This is a genomic window from Olivibacter sp. SA151 (assembly GCF_054130995.1).
Map to the genome: position 1 here is coordinate 2,741,288 of NZ_CP096391.1, position 24,035 is coordinate 2,765,322.

Annotated in this window: 21 protein-coding genes; 13 read left to right on the forward strand and 8 right to left on the reverse strand. The window is 38.5% G+C overall.

The features are described 5' to 3' along the window. The first annotated feature begins 25 nt into the window (after positions 1-25). From M1D52_RS11200 to M1D52_RS11230, 7 genes are all read left to right on the forward strand, one after another. The gene (locus M1D52_RS11200) at positions 26-628 is read left to right on the forward strand and encodes a TetR/AcrR family transcriptional regulator (RefSeq protein WP_013667334.1); all 603 of its coding nucleotides are present in this window, start codon (positions 26-28) and stop codon (positions 626-628) included. 260 nt (positions 629-888) lie between these two features. Then, the gene (locus M1D52_RS11205) at positions 889-2,157 is read left to right on the forward strand and encodes a TolC family protein (protein ID WP_437392617.1); all 1,269 of its coding nucleotides are present in this window, start codon (positions 889-891) and stop codon (positions 2,155-2,157) included. Positions 2,158-2,174: 17 nt separating this feature from the next. Continuing rightward, positions 2,175-3,092 carry an HlyD family secretion protein gene (locus tag M1D52_RS11210; RefSeq protein ID WP_130855719.1) on the forward strand — a complete coding sequence of 306 codons (918 nt, stop codon included), beginning with the start codon at positions 2,175-2,177 and terminating at the stop codon, positions 3,090-3,092. Next, on the forward strand, positions 3,079-4,035 hold the full coding sequence (locus M1D52_RS11215) for an ABC transporter ATP-binding protein (RefSeq protein WP_437392618.1): 957 nt from the start codon (positions 3,079-3,081) through the stop codon (positions 4,033-4,035). The genes M1D52_RS11210 and M1D52_RS11215 overlap by 14 nt, the downstream gene beginning before the upstream one ends. A gap of 5 nt (positions 4,036-4,040) precedes the next feature. Continuing rightward, a complete protein-coding gene (locus tag M1D52_RS11220; RefSeq protein ID WP_377608656.1) occupies positions 4,041-4,781 on the forward strand; it encodes an ABC transporter ATP-binding protein in 741 nt (246 codons plus the stop codon). 43 nt (positions 4,782-4,824) lie between these two features. Next, positions 4,825-5,934, forward strand: a complete 1,110-nt coding sequence (locus tag M1D52_RS11225) for an ABC transporter permease (RefSeq protein ID WP_013667329.1) — start codon at positions 4,825-4,827, stop codon at positions 5,932-5,934. 28 nt (positions 5,935-5,962) lie between these two features. Then, positions 5,963-7,069 carry an ABC transporter permease gene (locus tag M1D52_RS11230; RefSeq protein ID WP_437365849.1) on the forward strand — a complete coding sequence of 369 codons (1,107 nt, stop codon included), beginning with the start codon at positions 5,963-5,965 and terminating at the stop codon, positions 7,067-7,069. Between the two features lie 21 nt (positions 7,070-7,090). Here M1D52_RS11230 and M1D52_RS11235 read toward each other — a convergent pair whose 3' ends face one another. From M1D52_RS11235 to M1D52_RS11245, 3 genes are all read right to left on the reverse strand, one after another. Continuing rightward, the gene (locus tag M1D52_RS11235; protein ID WP_377608662.1) at positions 7,091-7,933 is read right to left on the reverse strand and encodes a DUF4349 domain-containing protein; all 843 of its coding nucleotides are present in this window, start codon (positions 7,931-7,933) and stop codon (positions 7,091-7,093) included. 178 nt (positions 7,934-8,111) lie between these two features. Beyond that, positions 8,112-8,747, reverse strand: a complete 636-nt coding sequence (locus M1D52_RS11240) for a porin family protein (RefSeq protein WP_437365847.1) — start codon at positions 8,745-8,747, stop codon at positions 8,112-8,114. Between the two features lie 123 nt (positions 8,748-8,870). Continuing rightward, entirely contained in the window at positions 8,871-9,284 is a 414-nt protein-coding gene (locus M1D52_RS11245) for a winged helix-turn-helix transcriptional regulator (RefSeq protein WP_013667325.1), read from the reverse strand. A 115-nt stretch (positions 9,285-9,399) separates the two neighbouring features. Here M1D52_RS11245 and fabF point away from each other — a divergent pair, with 115 nt between their 5' ends. The 3 genes from fabF (at position 9,400) to M1D52_RS11260 (ending at position 13,373) form a co-directional block, all read left to right on the forward strand. Then, positions 9,400-10,644, forward strand: coding sequence for a beta-ketoacyl-ACP synthase II (fabF, locus tag M1D52_RS11250; RefSeq protein ID WP_013667324.1), 1,245 nt, complete (start codon positions 9,400-9,402; stop codon positions 10,642-10,644). Positions 10,645-10,712: 68 nt separating this feature from the next. After that, positions 10,713-11,609 (forward strand): LysR family transcriptional regulator, encoded by an 897-nt coding sequence (locus tag M1D52_RS11255; RefSeq protein WP_013667323.1) that lies wholly within the window; start codon positions 10,713-10,715, stop codon positions 11,607-11,609. 42 nt (positions 11,610-11,651) lie between these two features. Then, complete coding sequence (locus M1D52_RS11260) at positions 11,652-13,373, forward strand: M14 family metallopeptidase (RefSeq protein ID WP_013667322.1); 1,722 nt, start codon at positions 11,652-11,654, stop codon at positions 13,371-13,373. A gap of 39 nt (positions 13,374-13,412) precedes the next feature. On the opposite strand, the gene M1D52_RS11265 is transcribed toward M1D52_RS11260, so the two are convergent. Further along, entirely contained in the window at positions 13,413-16,082 is a 2,670-nt protein-coding gene (locus M1D52_RS11265; protein ID WP_437365843.1) for a hypothetical protein, read from the reverse strand. Positions 16,083-16,102: 20 nt separating this feature from the next. Next, positions 16,103-16,987, reverse strand: a complete 885-nt coding sequence (locus M1D52_RS11270; protein WP_377608669.1) for a GLPGLI family protein — start codon at positions 16,985-16,987, stop codon at positions 16,103-16,105. Positions 16,988-17,213: 226 nt separating this feature from the next. Here M1D52_RS11270 and M1D52_RS11275 point away from each other — a divergent pair, with 226 nt between their 5' ends. Both M1D52_RS11275 and M1D52_RS11280 read left to right on the forward strand, forming a co-directional pair. Beyond that, the gene (locus M1D52_RS11275; RefSeq protein WP_437365841.1) at positions 17,214-18,692 is read left to right on the forward strand and encodes a sensor histidine kinase; all 1,479 of its coding nucleotides are present in this window, start codon (positions 17,214-17,216) and stop codon (positions 18,690-18,692) included. 52 nt (positions 18,693-18,744) lie between these two features. Further along, the gene (locus M1D52_RS11280) at positions 18,745-19,437 is read left to right on the forward strand and encodes a response regulator transcription factor (protein WP_013667318.1); all 693 of its coding nucleotides are present in this window, start codon (positions 18,745-18,747) and stop codon (positions 19,435-19,437) included. Positions 19,438-19,559: 122 nt separating this feature from the next. On the opposite strand, the gene M1D52_RS11285 is transcribed toward M1D52_RS11280, so the two are convergent. Both M1D52_RS11285 and M1D52_RS11290 read right to left on the reverse strand, forming a co-directional pair. Further along, on the reverse strand, positions 19,560-20,087 hold the full coding sequence (locus tag M1D52_RS11285) for a hypothetical protein (protein WP_013667317.1): 528 nt from the start codon (positions 20,085-20,087) through the stop codon (positions 19,560-19,562). Beyond that, positions 20,077-20,694 carry a dihydrofolate reductase family protein gene (locus M1D52_RS11290; RefSeq protein WP_013667316.1) on the reverse strand — a complete coding sequence of 206 codons (618 nt, stop codon included), beginning with the start codon at positions 20,692-20,694 and terminating at the stop codon, positions 20,077-20,079. Before M1D52_RS11290 ends, M1D52_RS11285 begins: the two co-directional genes overlap by 11 nt. Before the next feature lie 467 nt (positions 20,695-21,161). Here M1D52_RS11290 and M1D52_RS11295 point away from each other — a divergent pair, with 467 nt between their 5' ends. After that, entirely contained in the window at positions 21,162-23,387 is a 2,226-nt protein-coding gene (locus M1D52_RS11295; RefSeq protein WP_437365838.1) for an alpha-galactosidase, read from the forward strand. 57 nt (positions 23,388-23,444) lie between these two features. On the opposite strand, the gene M1D52_RS11300 is transcribed toward M1D52_RS11295, so the two are convergent. Next, a complete protein-coding gene (locus tag M1D52_RS11300; RefSeq protein ID WP_437365836.1) occupies positions 23,445-23,861 on the reverse strand; it encodes an OsmC family protein in 417 nt (138 codons plus the stop codon). Positions 23,862-24,035: the final 174 nt, after the last annotated feature.

Here is a 24,035-nt window from a genome sequence, read left to right on the forward strand (position 1 = left end):
TTGGCCTAAATTTAGATCGCATAAAATGGTTAAGAAAGATAAAGATATTTCAACGGAAGAAAAAATAAAAGAAGCTGCAAGAATTGTTTTTACAAGAAAAGGGTTTGCAGCTACTCGTACAAGGGATATTGCAGATGAAGCTGGCTTGAATCTAGCTTTATTAAATTACTATTTTAGGAGTAAAGAGAAATTGTTCCACATCATTATGGAAGAGAAGTTTGAACAATTTTTTGGGATGATTGTAAGGCTTCTCAACGATGAAGACAGTTCATTGGAGCAAAAGGTGCAGGCAGTTGCGAATGATTATATTGATATGCTTCTACACAATCCGGATCTACCTATATTTGTATTGAGCGAGATAAAAAACAATCCCAAGTTGTTTAGTAGCCGAATATCAGGGAAGCTGATGACTTCTAAATTTTATGAACAATTAAACGAGCTCCGTCCTGATATTAACGTGTTTCACTTAATCTTGAATTTATTGAGCATGATCATTTTTCCTATACTTGCTCAACCCGTTATTACACAAACAGACGCATTTAGAAGCGGCGAGTTCAAAAAATTTATTCTAGAACGGAAAAAAATGATCCCGTTATGGTTCAATAGCATTTTGCGTACGGAAATATAAACACTGTCAATCAATTGGCAAAGGAACTTTTTTGATCTTTATTTTTAATCAAATGATTAGAAATATTTTTTAAATAAAAAAATACCTCTACCTTTGCCGTGATTGAAGAATGTTAGTTGGAGAACAAATTTTTTTGGTTTGAAACTAATCAAATGATTAAAAAGTACGACCAATGTTATTACTTGAAGTATTTAGAATAATGACAATTAGAAAATCTTTTGTCACTATTAGCAGACGAAGATTAGAAAAAACAACAAGCAATGAGAAGTAAGGCACTATGGATAGGGCTGATATTAATCGTATTCAGTCCAGAGCTTTATGGACAATTAAGTCTCACTTTAGATGATTGTCAAAATCAGGCACAAGTTAATTACCCGCTTATTAAGAAGCGCGACTTAGTGCAAAGAAGTAAAGCGTACGCCATTGAAAAGGCGGCAAAGGGTTATTTGCCTCAGTTTATTATTAATGCACAAGCAACGTATCAGTCGGCCGTTACTGAAATTCCTATTCAAATACAGGGTATTGAAATCCCGCAGTTGACCAAAGATCAGTATAAGTTCTATGGCGAGCTAAATCAAACGATTTATGACGGGGGAAACATTAAGCAAAAGATTGAGCTACATCGGTCTACATCGGCGATTGAAGAGCAAAGTCTTTCAGTAGCGCTTTATCAACTAAAGGACCGGATAAACCAGCTTTTTTTCAGCATCTTAATGATAGAAGAGCAATTAAACCAGAATCAACTGTTAATGAAGGATATCCAGCTAGGGCTGGATAAAGTCGAAGCGGCAGTTACCAATGGGACTGCCCTGGAGGCGGATCTTAACGTTTTGAAGGCCGAATTGTTAAAAGCAGCGCAGCACGCGGTTGATTTGAAGGCGAATCGAACGGCCTATTTGGAGGTGCTCGGTTTATTTCTTAATAAAACTTTAGATGCCAGTACAAAACTGATTAAGCCGGAATTACCTATACTACCGAAGACGATTCAACGACCGGAACTTGCTTTGTATGATGATCAACTTACGAATATTGCGGTACAGGAAGAATTGATTAATGTGAGAAATAGGCCTCGACTTGATTTCTTTTTTCAGGGTGGTTACGGCAGGCGGGCTCTTAATATTCTAAAACCTCGTTTTGATGCTTATTACATCGGTGGCTTGCGCTTAAGTTGGAATTTAGGGGGGCTGTACACCCAAAAAAAGGAAAAAGCAATTTTGGAAATTAATCGATTGGCAATAGGAGTCGAAAAAGAAACATTTCTATTCAATACACATTCGCAAGCCAAGCGGGAATCAGTAACAATACGACGCTACCAAGATTTATTGCAATCCGACAACGAGATTATCGCATTGCGCGAAAAAGTAAAAAAAACCGCGGTTACTCAATTAGAACATGGTGTAATCACCACAAATGACTATTTGCGGGAAGTAAATGCAGAGGATCAGGCTAGATTAAATAAAATCATACACGAGATTCAATTGCTTGCTTCACAATACGATTATTTATACATAACAGGAGATACCTATTGATATACCAAAGAAGAAAAATGAAAACAGTTATATTATACACGAATTTGCTGGCTTTTTCTATCGTATCTTGTAAAACGAACGATATAAATTACGACGCATCGGGTGCTTTTGAAACCGTAGAGACCATCGTACCTGCGGAAGCAAACGGCATTATAAGGGAGCTTTTATTGGAAGAAGGGCAAACTATTCCAGCAGGGAAAGTAATTGGTTATATTGATACGCTTCAGCTGTTTCTCAAGAAGAAGCAATTAGAAGCACAAGCAGGTGCCATACTGAGTAAACGTCCTAATATCGCCACAGAGATTGCAGCTTTACAGGAAGAGCTTCGGTATGCTAAAAACGAGCAAGAACGGTTGACCAACCTGGTTAAGGCTGATGCGGCAACCCCAAAGGAATTGGATGCGGCAACCGCACAGGTAAATATCATTCGTAAACGTATTGAAGGTCAACAATCATCATTAGGTATTGCATCGGTCAGTTTGCAAGAAGAGACAGCTCCGTTGCATGCACAGATTGAACAGTTGGATGACCAACTTCGGAAAAGCAAGATTGTCAATCCCGTTACAGGAACCGTTCTCGCTAAATATGTAGAGGCGAATGAAATGGCAACCATTGGAAAACCCCTATATCGTATAGCTAACACCAAAAAAATGATCCTGCGTGCTTATATTACCGGTGAAAAATTTGCGGATGTTAAAATAGGACAGCGCGTTCGGGTGCAGGTTGATAAAGGTAAGGCTGCATTCAAGGATTATCCCGGCGTGGTTGAGTGGATAAGTGATCAGGCGGAGTTTACACCAAAGACCATCCAAACAAAGGATGAAAGAGCTAATTTGGTATATGCAATGAAGGTTAAGGTGGAAAATGATGGATATTTAAAAATCGGGATGTACGGACAAGTGATTTTAGCAACGCAGAAAAATGGAAAAAGGTAGAATGGAAGCAGTAAAACTCCACCATATTTTCAAAAGCTATGATAAGGGAAGAGTTGTAGCTGTGAATGATGTATCCTTTTCTGTTGACGAAGGTGAATTGTTTGGATTGATTGGCCCGGATGGCGCGGGCAAAACGTCCGTATTCCGTATACTAACTACGCTTCTACTTGCTGATCAGGGAATGGCAAGTGTTGTCGGTCTCGACGTAATAAAAGACTATAAGGCGATTCGTAATCTGGTTGGATATATGCCTGGGAAATTTTCACTGTATCAAGACTTAACTGTACTCGAGAACCTCCGTTTTTTTGCTACGGTATTCGGCACTAATATCCAACAGAATTATGACCTCATAAAAGATATTTACGAGCAAATAAAACCGTTTAACCACCGGCGGGCCGGAAAGCTATCAGGCGGGATGAAACAAAAGTTAGCCTTATGTTGCGCACTGATCCATAAGCCCAAGGTTCTTTTACTAGATGAGCCAACCACAGGGGTGGACGTCGTTTCGCGACGCGAATTTTGGGATATGCTAAAAGCACTCAAACAACAGGGTATAACCATATTAGTCTCCACCCCTTATATGGATGAAGCTATTCTTTGCGACCGGATTGCATTAATCCAGCAAGGGAAAATTTTAAGCGTCGATCCACCTGCAGATATAATCAAGCGATATCCAACAAAATTATATGCCGCTAAATCAGCCGATATTTATCGACTTTTAAAAGATTATAGACAAAACGAAGCGATAGAAAGCAGCTACGCTTTTGGTGAATACATCCATGTTACATTACGATATCCCGAAAGAGATGGATTATCTACGTTGCAAGATTTAACCACAAACTTGGGGCACAGGGACATCATTGTAAAAGAGATTAAGCCAGGGATAGAAGATAGCTTTATTCGTTTAATGGAACGAATAGAATTTACGGGCCGTGTAGAATAAAGACGATGGAAAATGTAATAATGTGCCGCAATTTAACCAAACGATTTGGCGGTTTTGTGGCAGTTGACGGTATTTCCTTTGACGTTGCTAAAGGAGAAATTTTTGGATTTTTGGGAGCAAATGGCGCCGGCAAAACCACTGCGATGCGCATGCTCTGTGGTTTATCTTTTCCCTCATCCGGTGAAGCAGAGGTAGCAGGTTATGATGTTTATAAGCAACAGGAAAAAATAAAAAAGCATATCGGCTATATGAGCCAAAAGTTTTCTTTATATGAGAACCTGTCGGTTTCGGAGAATATCGAATTTTTTGGTGGCGTTTACGGTGTAAACAAAAAAGAGATCAATAAAAGAGGACAGGAACTGATACGAGCTTTGGGCTTGACGCAAGAAGCGAATAAAATGGTCGGCGAGTTGCCCCTTGGATGGAAACAGAAATTGGCGTTCTCGGTTGCCATTTTTCATCAACCAAAGATCGTCTTTTTGGATGAACCTACCGGAGGTGTAGATCCGGTAACCCGCCGACAGTTCTGGGATATGATTTACAGTGCGGCAAATGCCGGAATTACTGTTTTCGTCACGACTCATTATATGGATGAGGCAGAATATTGTAATAGAGTGTCTATCATGGTGGACGGCAAGGTAGTAGCACTTGATTCACCGACTAACCTGAAATTAGCCTATAACGCTAACTCAATGGACGAAGTCTTTTATCAATTGGCAAGAGGAGCCAAACGAAACGACAATTAACTCAGTATGGTCAAAGGTTTCGATCTCATCAAAATCATGAAAAATGAAGCAGCTGTTAGTTTTTATTAGGAAAGAATTTTACCACGTCTTTAGAGATCGCCGGACCCTGTTGATCATGTTCGGCTTACCCATTGTACAGATCATTTTATTTGGGTTCGCTCTATCGAGTGAGGTGAAGAATATTCGGATGATAGTGGCTGATTATGCGAAAGATTTTCAAAGCCAAAGATTAATTGAAAAAATTAAGACATCAGATTACTTCGTTGTCGAGCAGGCAAATGTTCATTATACACAGATTGAGGATGCGTTTAAAAAAGGAGACATAAAGGCCGCTCTTATTATTCCGTCTAATTTTAGCAGCGATCAACTGCATCTTGGCCAGTCACCGGTACAGCTTATTACCGACGGTTCTGATCCTAATATTTCGAAAACCGTGACAAATTATTTGACGTCAATTTTTATGGATTTTGGGCGTGAATTTAACACACCATCGATCAATCCGTTGTTTTTACAAATACAACCGGAATTGAGAATGCTTTACAATGAAGAGGGGAATGGTTCCCTGAATTTTATTCCAGGGGTTATGGCGTTAATTTTGATGATTGTATGCACTGCTTTAACATCTGTTTCAGTTGTTAAAGAAAAGGAGATGGGAACCATGGAAATACTACTCGTATCTCCCTTTAAGCCCGTTTTCGTACTTATTGCAAAGGCAATTCCTTATTTATTGCTTTCGCTTGCAAATTTTACGTTGATTTTGTTGTTAACCGCCTTTGCTCTTGATGTCGAAATTCGAGGAAGCATCTTGTTGCTCTATTTTGAGAGTACGTTATTTATTGTTACTTGTCTTTCTTTAGGGTTACTAATATCAAATATAACCAATTCGCAGCAAACAGCTCTGTTAATATCGCTTATGGGAATGATGTTGCCAACCTTGATTTTCACCGGTTTTATTATGCCATTGGAAAATATGCCTGGCTTTTTTCAAGTGCTCTCTCATATTGTTCCGTCCAGATGGTATTATCTTGCAGTTAAATCGGTTATGTTAAAGGGCTTGGGTTTGACCTATGTTTGGAAGGAGACACTGGTTCTGACTTTGATGACAATTATACTGCTCAGTTTAGCCTTGAGACGTTTTAAAGTAAGACTTTAATAGTTTTCTAAACAATACGGCGCTAAAGATGAAAATTTTAAGATTTATATTGCAAAAGGAGTTTCGTCAAATATTTCGGGATAAGTCTATCTTGGCTATGATGTTCGCTATGCCGATCGTTCAATTGGTTGTTTTACCGCTAGCCATGGACTTTGATGTAAAGCACATTAATCTTTCTGTTGTTGATATGGACAACAGTTCTTTTTCACAGCGCTTAATTCACAAAATTTACGCTTCAGGGTATTTCATTCCTATTAGTTCTAACACCAGTTATAACGGTGCCATTCATCATATTGAAAAAGAAGAAGTGGACATAATTTTGGAAATCCCGCTAAATTTTGAACGAAATCTGATAAGAGAGGGGAAGCAGCGGGTAGGAGTTTATGCTGACGCTATTAACGGGACAAAATCAGGCATTGGTACAGCCTACTTGAATCGGATTATTTCAGATTTCAGTTCAGAATTGGAATGGAACGCGGAATCGAGGCCAAGGGGAAGTATCGAAATTCTACAAAGAAGCTGGTATAATCCCTTGGAGGCCTATAAATTTAATGTTGTTCCAGCGGTGTTGGTATTGCTGCTAACATTAATAGGTGGTTTTATGACTGCATTAAATATTGTAAAGGAAAAAGAAATTGGTACGATTGAGCAAATCAATGTAAGCCCGATTAAAAAGTGGCAGTTTATATTAGGTAAAATGATCCCGTTCTGGGTAATAGGGATTATTATTTTTACCTTGGGATTGATGATTTGTTTTTTTGTTTATGGAATTGCATTACAAGGAAGTTTGTGGCTTTTATACTTATTTGCGGCCGTTTATTTGGTGGCCGTGTTGGGTTTCGGCTTGCTTATTTCTACCTATAGCGATAATCAGGTGCAAGCCATGTTTATAGCCTTCTTTTTTATGATGATCTTTATGCTCATGAGCGGCTTTTTTACGTCTACCGATAGCATGCCGCGGTGGGCTCGAACCTTATCTGATCTAACGCCGGTAACTCACTTCGTAAAAGTAGTAAGAATGATTATCTTAAAAGGCAGCGACTTTAGTGACGTACAATTGGAATTTTTATATTTAATTGTTTTTGCAATCATATTAAACGTCTGGGCCATTTGGAATTATCGGAAAACGAGCTAATCGTTCGAATTACCAGCTTGTTTAATTCGTTGATGCGTCCATTCGTTGTCTTGTTTTACGTTTGCGCCACCAACGTCGAGCAAAAAACATGGCTATTACCATCAGCAATAAAAATGGCCAAATATTAATGAGGCCTACCGTAAACCATACGAAGTTTTGCCAACCGTTGGAAAGTCCCTGTTTGAACTTTTGACCAAAAGCAATTTGCTTAGGAACAGCTTTATAATAAGTAATCGACAAGGTAGAATAAGTCGATTGATTCGCCAGATATCGTAAACGCCCTTCAACCGATTCGATTTCGGCCCGAACTTCTGCTAATTGCTTTTCGATTTCGAGAATTTCAGTAACCTTAGCTGCACGTTGGAGTAATGTGCGATAGCGTTGTTCCAGCTCTTTTTTTGTTTTTAACCTAGCCTGTATATCAACAAATTCCTCGGTAACATCTTTTACTTGTATGTTTTTTGTTTCAAAATGATTGACGCCTTTAGCCACATCTCCAATAAAGGCGTCAAATTGCTTAGCATTTACGCGAACAACGATGGTTCTGTTGAGGCTTTCCGAATAATTATTCTCGGTTTCTGATGCTATATAAGCATTATATTTTTTTATTGCTTGTCCAATTAGTTTGGCCGTTTCCGATAAATCGTTTGTTTCAAAAGAGATAGTTCCTTCTTTAATTAGCCTTCGTTCTAATGGTATAGTTTGTATAGGTTCCGGTTCATTAAGTGCAATCGCTTCCGCTGTAGCTGCGCTGCCAATGGCATGCTGTTGATCTATCCCGTTATGGCAAGCAAATAGCAGGAATGAAAAAATTATTAGAAGAGGATGCGCTAGGTGATCGATAACCTGGGTTTTCTTTTTCATCTACAAATAATTAGCTCGTTTATCTTTATTCTTTTGCACGTATGAACCGCATCACAACTTTCAGTCCATCATGATATGGACTTTGATTTTTTCATAAGATGTTTTCTTCAATCAAATTCCATAACCTTTCATTCCTTTTTTCTGCCAAAGGTAACCTATACGCAGGCTTGTTTCTGTTTTAAAAGGAATAACCAACCGTAAACGCCCAAGCTCTGTTCCGTTGCTCATACCGCGAGCTGGTTGATAAGTCGGCCAATCCCAGTAAGTAACCTGCAGAAAGATTATATCCTTTTTTTAACTGGTAACCAAAATGGAGATTCACGCCGTAATCAAACCTTTTCTGGCTTCCTGAATCGCCGAATGTGAAATCTTCCCGATTCCCCGTATAGTTTGAAGCAAAGCTGTTTGATCCCATAAGTCCAAATCCCCCGTATGGCCCCATGCTTAAAAAGAAATAGCTGCTATCCTTCAATGGAAGCTTTCCTACAAAATTAACAGGAAGCTGAAGCCAGAAGGTGTGCTGTTTGACTGGTGTATTGCCAAACTCAGAATAATCTAGCTGTGAACCGAGTTGTTGGAAGGAGATACCGGACTGGATGGCAAAGTAACGAGCTGTTGATGCTTCGACTAAACCGGTAACGGTAAAACCCACCTTTTTGGACGCTACACGAGAAGTATTATTGTTTATATTGGACAATGCGTAATAAGGCAAATTGCCTCCCAGTCTTACACTACATCGAATATTCCATTGTTGGGCTGATAAAGATTTATCCATCAAGCCGAGTAAAATACAAATAAAAATAGTTTTTTTCATATTGCTAATTTTAAATCAAAACTAGCTAATGAAGTGTTAAGAAGTTTTAAGGTTTGGTTCAGTTAACCTTAAAAAATGTTAAAAGATTAGGTGTCGCGAAGGCATGCCTTGTTGAAATACCTATTAGCTAGAAATATGCTTGCGGTACAACTTGTCCTTAAGCTGTTGGAGGGCATTCAGTTTATTGATTTTTACATCTTTTAAGATAAGCTCCTTTTTATAGGCCGGAATGTGGTGGCCGTGCTTATCCGACCATAAACCAATTTCAATAATCATAGGAACCAAATCGATCGCTTTTTCGGTTAAGCTATATACTATTTTCTGTTTATGATCGGGTGCCTTTTTCTTTTTTATGAACCCGTTTTTTTCGAGCATGAGCAATCTGTTTGCTAAAATGTTGGTTGATATCTTTTCCTCAGAAAGTAAAAATTCCTGATAGTATCGCTTATCAAAGAATACCATGTCCCGGATAATCAATAAAGACCACTTGTCACCAAATAGCTCAAGAGCGTAGTTTAAAGGGCAATCAGATCTCATATTTACATGGAAATTTATACACTTGCAAATATAAGGCGGTTTGCTTTATATTTGCAAGTGCTTGTTAAATGCAAGTAGTTGTTGTGAGGCCGTTGCTTCACCTAAATTTAAAATCATGAATCGAATCGTTATAACCGGGCTTGGAGCCTTAACGCCAATTGGCGAAAATGTTGAGACTTTTTGGCAGAACTTGATAAAAGGTGTTTCGGGTGCCACGAGAATCACAAAATTTAACGCCAATAAATTTCGAACACAAATTGCTTGCGAGCTTAAAGATTATGATCCTTCCCGATGGCTTGATAGAGGTGAGATCAAGCGTACAGACCCCTTTACACAATATGCACTTATAGCCGCTGATCAGGCGATTAGTGATGCACAATTAAACTTCGCGGACATGGATCCCTACGATATAGGTGTCATATGGGGGTCTGGGCAAGGGGGGATGCTTACTTTTGAGGAGCAGGTAAAGGAATATGTGTCTGAAAACTTTACACCGCGGTTTAGTCCGTTTTTTGTTCCGAAGCTAATCGCTAACATGGCTTCGGGATTGATTTCTATAAGACATGGGCTGAAAGGGATCAATTATACGACGGTGTCGGCATGCGCAACATCCAATACGGCTATTATGGATGCTTTTAATTATATAAGATGGGGGAAGGCAAAAGTGATGATTACCGGAGGTTCAGAAGCGCCTATTACGGAAGCGTCAATAGGTGGGTTTTGTGCAATGAAGGCAATGACTACGCTAAATGGAGAACCCACGTTAGCTTGCCGGCCTTTTGACCAAGGTCGCGATGGATTCTTGATGGGTGAAGGAGCGGGGGCTTTGGTATTAGAAGAATATGAGCACGCGCGTGCACGAGGAGCTAAAATTTATGCCGAGATAGTTGGTGCAGCGATGACGGCAGACGCTTATCACATGACCGCCACCCATCCTGAAGGCGAAGGAGCTTATATGGCAATGAAGCTAGCCCTAAAGGATGCCAATATTGAAGCTCAAGAAGTAGATTATCTGAATGCGCACGCGACTTCTACCCCTGTTGGCGATATGAGTGAACTAAAGGCAATCCATAAACTATTCGAGAGCAGTTTTGATCGTTTGCATGTGAGCGCAACGAAGTCTATGACCGGTCATTTGTTAGGTGCTGCGGGTGCCATTGAAGCCATTGCCTGTGTTCTATCAATTCGTGATTCGATTATACCTCCCACAATTAATTTAACCAATCCGGACGAAGCAATACCTGAAGGTCTTCAACTTGTAAAATTAAATGCACTAAAACATGATGTTAAAGTAGCAATGAGTAACACTTTTGGTTTCGGGGGCCATAACGGCATCGCTGTTTTTAAGAAATTAAGTTAGCGATTAAAAAATGTAGTGTATTAATAGTATGTGCAATGTGTTAACTTTGCATTACTAATATAATAGATATGCTAAATTTGGAATGGTTTCGCACTTTTAAGGCTATTTATGAAACCGGAACACTTACCGGTGCTGCGCAGATGTTATTTATATCACAACCAGGGGTGAGCTTACATTTAAATTCGCTGGAGACTTATACCGGTTATAAGCTGTTTGATCGCTCTGCAAAGCGGATGGTCCCCACGGAACGAGGCAAGGTATTATATAACTTCATTCTTGAACCCTTAACGAAATTAGAAACTTCTGAACAGCTTTTTCACCGAAGTTCTAAAATCGATCGCGCAACCGTGAGTATCGGTATGTGCTTTGAAACTTTTCAATTTACGCTGGAAAGACATATATCATCCCTGCCATTTAATGTAATTATTAAATTTGGGGAGTATCCGCAGATGATTCACGATTTAGATAAAGGTTTATTAGATCTGATTATTACGCCTCAGAAAGGTCTGGAAAAAAACCTGGAATTTAGCCCATTTTCTAAAGAACGGATCGTCTTGGTAGCCGGTGCGGAAACAGATACGAAAATTGTGGAAGAGCTCATTGTAAAGGGCGATTTGATGGCTGCAGAGAAATGGCTTAAGGAACAAGTATGGTATAGTACCGCCGCTGATATGGAGAACTTAAAAAGATTCTGGTATCTGAACTTCAGGCACCATCCGGATTTTAAACCGAACTATATCGTCCCTAATATATGCTCTATTGTCCGATGCTTAAGCGAGGGGGTTGGTTTTTCAATCATTCCGGATTTTTTGTGCAAGAACGAAATAGAGTCCAAAAAGCTTCATCTTATATGGACCGGTGACCCGGTTATGGAAAACACGCTGTATTTCGGTACCAGGAAAAAAACTATGTATGAAAGGGAAATCAACTTAGTAAAAAAGATCTTTGTAGAAGAGGGTATATGATTAAGAATTAGGGGACACCCTAAAGAAAATAACAAACAGAAAATGCTAAAATCATTTGTCTTTCTCTCGCTCATTTTTTTCTCCTTTTTTGTTCAAGCTCAAAAGATTGCTTTTGAGTTAGATGATAAACATAATCGTACTGCTACTTACGAAGAAGTACTGGCATTTTATCGCCATTTGGATAGTAGTTATGTGCAGGCTAAACTCTTTTCTTTTGGTACAACTGATGTTGGTAAGGCACTTCAGCTGATGGTTTTGTCCAAGGATGGTGATTTCGATCCCCTTAGCCTAAGAAAGAAAAATAAAAGCATCATATTGTTCAACAACGGAATCCATCCCGGAGAACCCGAGGGTATTGACGCATCCATGATGCTAATTCGGGATTTGTTAATAAAAGATGCTGTTCCGGACAATGTTGTGCTTTGCTTCATCCCTGTATACAATATTGATGGTATGTTAAATCGCGGGGTATCGAGAGTTAATCAAAACGGCCCGGAACAATATGGGTTTAGGGGGAACAGACAGAATTTAGATCTCAATCGTGATTTTATTAAGACAGACAGTCGTAATTCTCAGACTTTCCAGGAAATATTTAATCGCTGGGACCCCGATGTTTTTATCGATAACCACGCAAGTAACGGTGCTGATTATCAGTATGTGATGACGCTTATCGATACGCAACCGGACAAATTGAACACTATTTTAGCTGATTATATGTTGAAAAATTATACGCAGGAGCTATATAATCGAATGGAAGGAGAGGGGTACCGACTGGTGCCTTATGTAGATTCGCGCGGAGAGACGCCGGAATCCGGTATCGTGTCTTTTTTGGAAAATCCCAGATATTCCACTGGATATGCTGCATTGCATAATACCATAGCTTATATGCCCGAAACTCATATGTGGAAACCTTTTGCGCAGCGAGTAAATGCAACTTATGCGCTGATGAAACATTTAATAGACATTACCCATGAGCAAGGAAGCCAATTGCTGGCAGTTAGAAAAAAAGCGAAGCAATCTGTAAAGGATCAGCAGGTTTTTCCGCTGGCATGGGAACTGGATACGCTTAATTATAGGCAAATTGACTTTTATGGGTATGAGGCTATGCACAAGCCAAGTGAGGTAAGTGGACAGGATCGATTATATTACGATAGAAACAAACCTTTTACCCGAAAGATAAAACTTTATAATCGATACAAGCCAAAATTAACTGTGAAAAAGCCATCGGCTTATATCATTCCCCAAGCTTATGAAAAAGTTGTTAAACTTTTAGCGTTAAATGGAGTGAAGCTGGAAACGCTCGAGCGAGACACAACCCTATTGCTTGACATGTACTATATTAAGCGATTCAAAAGTCTAGAAAAACCATTCGAAGGTCATTATTTGCATAGGGAGGTAGAGCTTGTAACGAAAAAAATGGAGGTTCCGTTTTATGCAGGAGACGTGATAGTAAAAACGGATCAAGAGAAAAACAGGTATATTATAGAGACACTTGAGCCTCAAGCGGTGGACTCATATTTCTGTTGGAACTTTTTTGACGCAATTTTAGGACAGAAAGAATACTTTGCCTCTTACATTTTTGAAGAAGAAGCTGAGAGGTTATTAAAAGAAAACCGAGCATTGGCACATGCCTTTGAAAAAGCTAAACAGGCTGATTCATCGCTTATGAAAAGTGGCCAAGCACAGCTCGATTGGATTTATAAACATTCTTCTTATTACGAGAAGACACACTTGCTTTATCCTATTGGACGTTTGACGGACTAAACACGTTTTTAGCGATCAGCATTTGCGTTTCGACGTGTTTTAAATACGAAAACTAAGTCTAAGGAGTAACATGCGGCCTCTTAAATCGTATTGACTGTATCCAAACTGATTGGAAGAAAGCGTGTATAGTTCGTAAGACCTAATGTCTGTAAGGTTACTTGCATCCAACTCTATATCAGTCTTCCATTTGTCTATTTTATAACGGAAGTTGAGGTCTGTAAAAAGGTACTTTACATTTTCCGCATTTTTTTGCGTGGTTAAAAGTTGTCGGCCACTCAGCTTAAAAAAAGCATTTTCAAATGGTCGGAATGTTAGGTCAAGAGATTGATCAAAAAATTGAATTTGTCTGTCGGGAAAATCAATTCCTGCGGTTGCACCGATCATTTTACTGGTGGTCCAATTTCCCTTTCCGGCGTATTTTAAAAATAGGAAATTCAATAAGCGAGTTTCAAAATAAGGGCTAAAACTGAAGGTTAGGTTATTAAAAGGAAGTAATTGGTTGTTTAAAAACTGATTATAACGGGTGTTATTCCAAGAGGCATTAGCACCAATATTGACGTCGATATCGAATAAATATTTGCTAATGCCAGCCGCGATGCTTAAATCATGGCTTTTATTGCTAAAAGGTAAAAGAACGGTTTGAAAGAGATTATTGCTTACTATATGAGAAAGAATTGTATTGGAACGAACCTTACTGTAATTAATAGATGCATTCATAAAAAACATTTGAAGGTTTCGCTGATAATTGTAGCGTAGACCGATATTGTGGAGATTTCTTTCCTGGAGGCTTGCATTGTTAGATTGAAGGCTTCGGTAATTGGTAAGAATAGCCCCGCGATAGAGATCGCTTATATTACCTATTTGGTTGTTGTAACTGTAGTTGACAGCAAGATAATCTTCACTATTTAGGTTATAGGTTAAGTTCCATGCAGGGTTGAAAAGCCATTTGCTGAAATTTTCTCTAAATGTAAATCCGACATCTTCATAATTTATACTTTGTATCGAAAGTGGAAACGAAACGAGACTTTCCCAAGGACCTTTTTCGTATTCAAAAGATGGATTTATGTTTATTCTATGTCGCTTCCAATATAAATCATTATCTAAACTATTTCCATAAGGAGTCCAGTCTCCGTTTGCCTGCCTTAATTCTAAATTAGAAGTCAGGTGTTGCCATTCACTTACGAGGCCAACTAGATAATGCTGTTTAATACGACCTTTTGGGATCCGATAGCTCAATGACAAATTACTAAACCAAGTTGGTAAATTAGTAATCTGATTGACGGCTTGAAAGGGAATGCTATCATTAAGTGCTCCGTCATTGATGCCTGGGTTTATTGTTAGCGTCTGTGGCTTATTAAAGTAATTAAGATACCAATTAAAGCTCAGGATATGTTGGTTCTTTAAGGAAGGGAGGTAGGATATTTTATTTGAAAAGTCATACTGCCCTGTTTTTAGTTGCTGACTAAAGTCAAAGGAGTTGCTTTGAAGATCAGACACGCTTTTTTCGTTGCTAAAGTTGACCTGAAGCATGTTGTTGAAATAATACTTTTTATTGTTGTTTTTAAGACTCACTGAGAAATCTGCCATTAAAGGTTTGTTTTCTATGTTTTGTACCTCGCTATAACGAATCGTATCATTGTTTACATACATATTTGTCAAGCTGTTGTAGTTCATATCGTTGCGGTTATATAACAGATTTATCGTCGATTTTAACTGAAAACTGTTTTTCAAATTCGTTAGATTATTTGCGCTAACTAAGGCTGAGTGATTGAAATTGTAACGTTCCTTCGGAAGATTTGGTTCCGATACGGTACCTGAAGAAAGTATTTCGGATGGTCGTTGATTATTCATAGACTGTAATTGGTTTTCGGCGTTAAAGGCAGTTAGCTCCCTTGATAAATCGACGCCAATATCGTTCGCTTTAGCAACATTAAGCATTTTGTGTTTATCATTGAATAATAGGCTATTTAGTTCAGCTTCGTATAAATTCGGAATTCCGCCACCCATTTTTATCTGTCCTGTCAGCTTAAGCTTGGCGTCTTCTTTTATTTTTAAGTTAATTGCCACATCATCACTATAGCTTTTATCTCGTAGCACTTCAATGGGTTGATGGTTTTGTAATACTTCAACCTCTTTTACCATGTCTTGTGGAATCGCTCTTGTTCCGATATTATAACGGTCGTTTAATAAGTCATCTCCATCGATATAAAAGTTTGATATATTCTTGCCATTATATTTTATTTGTCCGCTTTCTTCAACCTCTATTCCAGGCATACGTTTTAACACATCGCCTATGGTACGATCCTCTGATTTAGCAAAAGATTCAACGTCATAACTTAAGGTGTCGTTATTTGAACGTATGGGAGGGCTCTTAACTTCCACTTCCGCTAAATCAATCGATTGCTCTTCGAGCATGATCAGGTACTCCATTTTACCATTTATTACGGATGTCCTGAACTTTTTATATCCTAAGTGGTTTACTTCTAACCAATGTGCAGTAGTAGTAGTATCGTTTAATGTGAAGCTGAAATAGCCTTCAATGTTACTGGTGGTATAGGCAATAATTGTTTGCTGCGCACTTTTTAATGTGATGTTGGCGTATGGAATACCTTTACCGTCAATTGTTTTTAATTGACCACTAATTTTCAATTCTTGGCAATGAACTACCAATATAGAGAAGAAAGAAAGAAACGGTACGATGAATCTCATTTACTTATGGATGAGGCTTGTTATTTATTAAGCTCTAATGGATTATTTATCGGGTTTTTTTCGTTCGCCCGAGACTCCATCATTTCTTTGAACTCGTTCTCAGATAATTGGCGCCCGGATTGATCCTTAAGGACGATTCTCGTATTAGCATTCCCCGGTGCGAGGGCTTTTTGATTGAACATTAAATTCTTTTCAAAAGCGGCTTTCGCCTTCATAAAATCCTTTAGTGTTGTTTGCGGAGCATTGTCGGGAAGTGCTATAGAAACTTTGCTGTCTAGCTCTTTCTTAAATCCTCCATAATTAAACTGAACATCGTTTTTAGCATCGGATGCTTGCAGGATTAGTCCCGGTAGGCCATGAAGTTTCCATGGACCATAAGGAAATGGTATTTCGGGGGTAAACCAAACGGTATAGAGTCTACCGCCAAATTCTCCAAAGGCCTGCTGGCAATTATATCCACCAATAATTTTTGTTTGATTGGTTATCTTCCAATTGATAATCGGATAGTCTTCAGGGATTTGGTATGCCGTGGGACCAATTTTATCTACCCTAATTAATTTCTGCTTTTGAGGATTTAGAAAAAGCTCATCGTTGGATACATTGGGCGAATTAAAGGAGAAAAGTTTTCTTTTATTTCCATTGTCGTTTTCTTCCCCCATCTCCTTTCTAATTTCTTCTAGCTTTAAAGCGAGTGTTTTACTTTTATAGGCGCTCATGAATTTACCTAAATAGAGGATCATACTTTCTTTTTTGGGGTTTTCTCTCTTGTTTGTATCTGTCACATGAATAAAGTCATAGACAACACTGGCGAGTGCTTGATCTTTTTCTTGAGCAAATGCAGAAAATGCGAGACCGATAGTGCCAAAAAACGCGAGGCTTCTTTTCAGAAAAAAAAATGTTTTCATTTCGCTTATATTTTAATAGTTAATGGATGCTTTTATCAATGGATCAACACGTTTTGTTAGATTAAAGCATTATTGTATCATCGAAAGTATATAGGTTAGTCGATTTATTGATTTTTATTACTGTTAAACACTGTTAAACATAAGGGTGAATGTTAATTACTGTTAATTTCTGCTAAGTTCTGTTAACGGTTTAAGGCTTGCATTCAATTAAATGTAGATTTGTAGTATGTTATTGCAACGAATTCGTTTTACAGTAATCATTGTGTCATTTGCCTTGGCCGGTGTTTTTCTGTTACAAGGCTACTGGCTATACAATTCTTATCAACTGAGTGCTGAACAATTTGATAAGGATATATTAAAGCTATTGCAAACGCTTCAGCAAAAACATATCCAGCGTGATATGAAGACGTTGGGTATTCCATTGGATAGCTTGCGGAGCGGTAAGCGTCTTATTATAGGTAAGGGCGAGAAAATGAATGCCTTTTTTCAAACATTTAGCAATGTGACGGGGGGACAACCGGAGCTTCCGTTACTTGAACCCGATGATTCAACAAAAGGGCCTTTTAAATTGTCGGTGATCACGCAGATAAACGCAGGCAAAACGGATATAAAAGGCCGCTCAAAAGTTCAACAAACGAAAATTGTTAACATAACCGATGTTTTCCATGACAAATCTGAGCTACAAAAGCTATCCGGCCCTTTATCTTTAGAAATTGATTCTTTACTACACACGCATAATATATATACGTCTTATGCATTAAAATTGTCCAATATAAGTGGTAGAGGTCAACCTTATTATACGGATAGTATACGCTTTGAGCAGTTCTCACGTAAAATAACGCGTTTAAAATTCGGCATATTACAGCCTTACTTTGTCGATTTTTCTTTAGACAATAATCTGCTCTTTATCGTAAAAAAAATGCAATGGATATTACTTATTTCAATCGCTATTATAGGAGCAACGGCCTGGGCATTTTTGTATATGTTGCGTACTATTTTTCAGCAAAAAAAAATGTCGGATATAAAAAATGACTTTTTTAATAATATGACCCATGAATTCAAAACGCCCATAGCAACTATATCCTTGGCTGTCGAAGCGCTTAAAAATAGGGAAGTAAATAGTAATTCGCAACGATTGTCAGAATACCTAACTATCTGTCAACTTGAACTCAATCGTATATCGAGTATGGTTGATAAGGTGTTAAGAATGGCTGCTTTTGAAAAGAACGAAGTTAGTCTATACTTTCAAACAACCAATGTTCTTTTACTAATTAATAAGGTTATCTCAACTATGCAGCCGCAATTATCAAGAAAAAATGCAGTAATACACGTTAACGAAGGGCAAGAATTACTGCCGATGTTGGAGCTGGATCAAGACCATATAGCGAATGTCTTTTATAATCTAATAGAAAATAGCCTAAAATATTCAAGACGTTTACCTGTGATTAAGATTGACCTGCGTTATGAGCAAGCGTTTGTGAAGATTTCGATAGAAGATAATGGTATTGGAATTCCTACCGCTTATCAGGATCGTGTGTTTGACAATTTTTTCCGGGTTCCAACAGGCGACCTTCATGATGTAAAAGGCTTCGGTATGGGACTGAGTTACGTTGCAAGTATTGTCAGGATGCATCACGGAGAGATCAGCGTAAGCAGTAGATTAGGAGAGGGAAGTGTATTTACTATTTGTTTACCTTTTAAATGATATTGTGTTGTTTTTATTTATATTAACTTGATTACATAAAATTTTACTTTATATGGAAGCTGTGAAAATATTGATAGCAGAAGACGAGCCTTTTCTTGGTAAGATCGTTAAGGAGAGCTTAGAACTTAGCGGGTTTAACGTGATTTTAGTCCAAGATGGAGTAAAGGCCTATGCCACGTTCAGAGCTTGGCAACCGACTGTTTGCATATTTGATATTATGATGCCCGTTAAAGATGGTTTTAGTCTTATAGAAGACGTTAGAAGGATAGATCAGCAGGTTCCGATTATATTTCTCACAGCAAAATCTCTAACCAACGATGTGGTAAAGGGTTTCGAACTGGGTTGCAATGATTACTTAAAGAAACCATTTAGTATGGAAGAGTTAATTGTTCGAATAAATGCGCTTTTATCCCGTCCATCAATAAAAAACAAAAATGAGATAAAAGAGATCTTTGAGATAGGCGATTTTTTGTTCAACAGCAAAAATCAGGAACTGAACAAGCCAAACGGAACGATCAAACTCTCGTTCAGAGAGTCGGTACTTCTGAAGTTACTTGCCGAAAATAAAAACGAGGTGCTCAATCGTAAATTGGCGCTTGAAGTTGTATGGGGAGAAGATAATTTCTTTAACGCCAGAAGTATGGACGTCTTTATTACAAAGCTTAGAAAACACCTGAGAGAGGACAGCCGTATTGAGATTGTTAATATACGGGGTATTGGTTACAAATTAATCATCAATGAATAAGTCGAGTTCATTATCTCATTCTTAATCTTTTTACTTCGGTGTATATGTGGGGGCTGTCCCTCAAGTAACTGGCGATATATCGCGTAAATGGCTCCGCAGGGCTTAAAAGTGAAAAACGACCTTTAGTACTTGATGGAGGGATCTAGATCATATTTCATAGCCTCGTAACCTAGAACTCGCCGCATAAGGCCTAACTGCCCGAACAAATATTCTTCTCTGTCAAGACACATTCCGATTGCATTTAAATAGTTTTCTTCGATAAAGGGTGTTTCCATTCCAATAGCATAGGGCTGAAGAAGCTCATCGTCAATTATGTTGCAAAGTCTGTCAAAAAGCTTTGGTGAAATCTTATGCCACTCACCTATAAGTGCCGTCAGGTTAGGATAATTTAGGTTTTCATCTAAAGCTTTGGCATCTGAAAATAAATCTGCATGCGGGTCTTTGTATGGAAGTCCCAATGCTTCTCCGAGCCAATAGCGGCAGTTTACTAAATTGCCAGCCATCCACAATATGTGATTGGTGCGACCGTTTACCCTATGTTTAGCATCTGTTTCATTTATGTTGGCCAGCACGTTATTAAATAGTTGACTACGCATTCTGTAGGCAGGGATGACAATTTTTAAGAAATTACTTTTGATCTTAGTTTCCATAATATGATAAATTAATTTTCGAAAGGAGTTGATGATGTTCATTTGAAATTGCAGGCTGCTTTTCATAAACATTTAATGTTACCCCATTACTGAAAGACTCGCTTTTCGCTTGTTCCCATGTTATTCGTCCGTGTACGTGTTGAAACATGGTTTGCCCACTACCCAGTATAATCGGATTGATGAAAAGGTGCAATTCATCCACTAAATCCAAATTCAACAGTTGCGAAGCAATACTTCCACTTCCCAAGATGAGGATGTCTCCATGAGTCTCTTGTTTTAGGCGGTGTATATCCTCTTGCTTAAGTTCTCTTTTAACGATGCTGTTTTTCCAACTGATCGCTTTTAAGCTGCTTGTAAAAACGATTTTATGTATGTTGTTCATCAATTTGGTTATTTGTTTATTCTCATGAGCAGCTGCGTTTGTGGGCCAGTAATTTGCCATTATATCATAAGTAGTTCTGCCAAATAACATTAATTTTACCCCTTGTAGTATGGTAAGTTGGTGATGCTCGATTTCATCATTCCAATAAAACCAGTCGGTTTCGCCATTGTGACCGGAAAAAAAACCGTCTAGGGATAGCCAATTACATACGATAATTTTTTTCATTAGAATAAACTTTCTTAATAGCAAGAACGCTTGCTGCCTACCGCTGGCAGGTGTTCTTTTTAAAGCTACGGCTCGTGCCGGATTCACTGGAATAATTTGTTTTCAATGGCCAAATATTGTCATTGTTAAGTACAAACTTAATTCAAAAAATCAACAGGTAATATGTGTAGAAGCGACAATAATGGGGTGTGATGCGACGCTTATAAGAATAGCTCTATATCAAATAGAATGAAAAGGCCAGACTATATGCCTGGCTTTTCTATTTGGGTTGATTAGTTGCTATGTGCTTTATTCTAAAACTATTATGCTGGCGATAAAGATAGTTAAAAATAAAGAAGGTACTAGAAAAAGTGTAAAAAGATTTAGTCTTATTGTTTGCATACAAATAGCTTGTCTTGTTGCATGTTAATTGCTACTTTTGTTCAATAGTATAGACTAGTACAGATTTGTAAATTAACCGATAATAAATGCAAAGAACAATCGTATTTATGAAACACTGCTGTTTCGTCTTAATTGCCATGTGCTGTTATCTTATTGCAGGAGCGCAGCAAAAAGAGCTTACCAACCAAGTAAAAGAGCAACTTATTTTAGAGGGTAGCGAACAAGCCATTGTTTTACAAGTGGAAATCAATGGCGATCTCAATATGGTTTATTTGGGCCCTAAATTGCTACATTCTTCTGACTACCGCCGACTGGCTTCTCAATATAAACAAGCTGACGATTATACCGGGATGTACCGCGCGGCCTATACAGGGTCGGGAAGTCGTAACTTGCTGGAACCTGCGATCAGTGTGCGACACGCAGACGGTAATCAATCGCTGGATTTAAAATATCTGAACCATGAATTTATCACTGTAAACCATAACATCGGTGAGTTACGGGTGCTTCTAAAAGATGCTCTATATCCTTTTGAAGTTGATTTACATTATCGGATCTATCAAAAAGAAAATGTTATCGAGCAATGGGCTACCATTCGTCATCATGAGAAGGGAGCTGTGGAGTTGGTTAAGTATTCGTCCGCCAATTTAAACTTAAAAGCGGACAATTTTTGGTTAAAGCATTATCACGGCGATTGGATCAAGGAAATGCAGCCCGAGGAAGAGAAGTTAACGCACGGAATAAAAACGATTGACAGCAAATTGGGAACGCGAGCAAACCTTTTTCAGCATTCTTCCTTTTTGCTGTCTTTTAATGGTCCTGCCAAAGAAGATGAGGGGTCTGTGCTTATAGGCGGTTTAGCATGGAGCGGTAATTTCAAAATTGATTTCGAGAAGGATCCGCAAGACAACCTACGTATACTAGCCGGAATAAACAATTACGCCTCTACTTATATACTGCAAAAAAATGAAGAATTCATAACGCCTAAGTTTGTCTATACGATTTCTGATCAGGGCATAGGGAATGCGAGTAGAAATCTTCATAATTGGGCACGGAGGTATCAATTGCTTGATGGCGGAGGCAGTAGATTAACCTTATTGAACAATTGGGAAGCCACTTATTTCGATTTTAATGAAGACAAACTTTCTTCTCTGCTAAAAGATACAAAAAAGTTAGGGGTTGATTTGTTTCTTTTAGATGATGGCTGGTTCGGAAATAAATATCCAAGAAACAGCGATACAGCGGCTTTAGGCGATTGGGAAGAGAATAGGGAGAAATTACCCAATGGCCTTGTTTCTTTAGTAAAGGAGGCTGCGTCCAATGGGGTTAAATTTGGTATTTGGGTGGAACCTGAGATGGTAAGTCCTAAAAGCGAGTTATATGAAAAACATCCGGATTGGGTGGTAAAGCAAGAGGGACGTCCTGAATATTATTTTAGAAATCAGTTGGTGTTGGACTTGTCAAACCCTAAAGTACAGGATTTTGTTTTCAAGACGTTGGATGATTTGTTTGTAAAAAATCCGGGCCTCGCCTACGTGAAATGGGATTGCAATGCTGTTATTTACAACGCCTATTCCCCTTATCTTAAAAGCCAGGGAAATTTCTATGTAGACTATGTGAAAGGGTTATATGCGGTTCTGGAACGGATCAGGGCCAAGTATCCAAGAATACCGATGATGCTTTGCTCGGGGGGAGGAGGACGGGTTGATTACGGGGCCCTTCGCTATTTCACTGAATATTGGCCGAGTGATAATACAGACCCTTTGGAACGTATTTTCATGCAGTATGAATATTCTTTTTTTTATCCGGCTTTGGCCAGTGCTAATCATGTAACTGACTGGGGAGACCAGCCCATTAAATTTAAGGTTGACGTTGCTATGATGGGTAAATTAGGATTTGATATTGTGGTCAGTAAACTACCAAAAGAAGATTTGGCATTTTGTCAGCAAGCACTGAAAACCTACGATGAATTAAAACCGATTATTTGGCAAGGCGATCAATTTCGATTGGCAAACCCTCGAGAAAAGGATTATGCTTCTATTCTATATGTCAATGAAAATAGGGATTCAGGGGTAATATTTAATTACTTGGTAAATTATCGTCAAAATACAGGTACGCCGGTCCCCATAAAGTTCAAAGGATTAGATCCGGTTAAAAGCTACCGGTTGGAAGAGATAAATCTTTATAACGGAGAATCATCTCTGATTAATCCCGGGGAAACTTATACGGGCGACTTTTTGATGAAGGTAGGTTTTAACCCCTATTTGTCTAGTAAGCGAAAGAGCGTCGTGTTGAAGCTTACCGCGGTGTCATAGTTAAAAAGTTTGCTTTGCTCCCCAAGCAGCTGGAAAATAGCTGCTTGGAGGGGGCACTTACACTAAAGACGCTTCTAATGTTATGTCAGTATTCAATAACTTAGAGATAGGACAGATTTCTTTTGCTTTTTGCGCAATTTCCTTAAATTCTTGCTCGGAAATGTTATCTACCTCTCCGGTTAAGATTAATTTGATATGTGTAATTGAGCCGTCCTCAAACGTTATCTGGGCTTCGGTATCTAGATTTTCCGGTGTATAATCTTTTTCGCTCAACAGGAAACTTAGTTGCATGGTAAAGCAGCCCGCGTGCCCTGCTGCGACCAACTCCTCGGGGTTAGTGCCGACGCCTTGTTCAAAGCGGGTTTTGAATGAGAGTTGGGCGTTATCCAATGTCTTACTTTGTGTACTGATTGTACCCTTTCCTTCCATGCCTGTGCCTTTCCAATTGGCATTTGCTTTTCTTGTGAATTTCATAATCTTATTTATTAACTTTTACGAAGCTAGTGAAAATACAGGTTAAAGTAACTATATCCGGAAGCTTTTTTAATGCATTGTGATCGTAGGTGGCGCGGTAGTAATCAAGTTGGGGAAGATTATTTGAAGGTAAATAGAATTGATTCTCGAATAATTCTGTATACTATTTTATTT

Coding starts and splice junctions, on each gene's coding strand:
- fabF (WP_013667324.1), top strand. CDS start 9,400: ATGAATCGAATCGTTATAACCGGGCTTGGAGCCTTAACGCCAATTGGC.
- M1D52_RS11260 (WP_013667322.1), top strand. CDS start 11,652: ATGCTAAAATCATTTGTCTTTCTCTCGCTCATTTTTTTCTCCTTTTTT.
- M1D52_RS11235 (WP_377608662.1), bottom strand. CDS start 7,933: ATGAAAAAGAAAACCCAGGTTATCGATCACCTAGCGCATCCTCTTCTA.
- M1D52_RS11245 (WP_013667325.1), bottom strand. CDS start 9,284: ATGAGATCTGATTGCCCTTTAAACTACGCTCTTGAGCTATTTGGTGAC.
- M1D52_RS11265 (WP_437365843.1), bottom strand. CDS start 16,082: ATGAGATTCATCGTACCGTTTCTTTCTTTCTTCTCTATATTGGTAGTT.
- M1D52_RS11230 (WP_437365849.1), top strand. CDS start 5,963: ATGAAAATTTTAAGATTTATATTGCAAAAGGAGTTTCGTCAAATATTT.
- M1D52_RS11215 (WP_437392618.1), top strand. CDS start 3,079: ATGGAAAAAGGTAGAATGGAAGCAGTAAAACTCCACCATATTTTCAAA.
- M1D52_RS11205 (WP_437392617.1), top strand. CDS start 889: ATGAGAAGTAAGGCACTATGGATAGGGCTGATATTAATCGTATTCAGT.
- M1D52_RS11270 (WP_377608669.1), bottom strand. CDS start 16,987: ATGAAAACATTTTTTTTTCTGAAAAGAAGCCTCGCGTTTTTTGGCACT.
- M1D52_RS11240 (WP_437365847.1), bottom strand. CDS start 8,747: ATGAAAAAAACTATTTTTATTTGTATTTTACTCGGCTTGATGGATAAA.
- M1D52_RS11275 (WP_437365841.1), top strand. CDS start 17,214: ATGTTATTGCAACGAATTCGTTTTACAGTAATCATTGTGTCATTTGCC.
- M1D52_RS11210 (WP_130855719.1), top strand. CDS start 2,175: ATGAAAACAGTTATATTATACACGAATTTGCTGGCTTTTTCTATCGTA.
- M1D52_RS11300 (WP_437365836.1), bottom strand. CDS start 23,861: ATGAAATTCACAAGAAAAGCAAATGCCAATTGGAAAGGCACAGGCATG.
- M1D52_RS11220 (WP_377608656.1), top strand. CDS start 4,041: ATGGAAAATGTAATAATGTGCCGCAATTTAACCAAACGATTTGGCGGT.
- M1D52_RS11285 (WP_013667317.1), bottom strand. CDS start 20,087: ATGGAAACTAAGATCAAAAGTAATTTCTTAAAAATTGTCATCCCTGCC.
- M1D52_RS11295 (WP_437365838.1), top strand. CDS start 21,162: ATGCAAAGAACAATCGTATTTATGAAACACTGCTGTTTCGTCTTAATT.
- M1D52_RS11225 (WP_013667329.1), top strand. CDS start 4,825: ATGAAGCAGCTGTTAGTTTTTATTAGGAAAGAATTTTACCACGTCTTT.
- M1D52_RS11290 (WP_013667316.1), bottom strand. CDS start 20,694: ATGAAAAAAATTATCGTATGTAATTGGCTATCCCTAGACGGTTTTTTT.
- M1D52_RS11280 (WP_013667318.1), top strand. CDS start 18,745: ATGGAAGCTGTGAAAATATTGATAGCAGAAGACGAGCCTTTTCTTGGT.
- M1D52_RS11255 (WP_013667323.1), top strand. CDS start 10,713: ATGCTAAATTTGGAATGGTTTCGCACTTTTAAGGCTATTTATGAAACC.
- M1D52_RS11200 (WP_013667334.1), top strand. CDS start 26: ATGGTTAAGAAAGATAAAGATATTTCAACGGAAGAAAAAATAAAAGAA.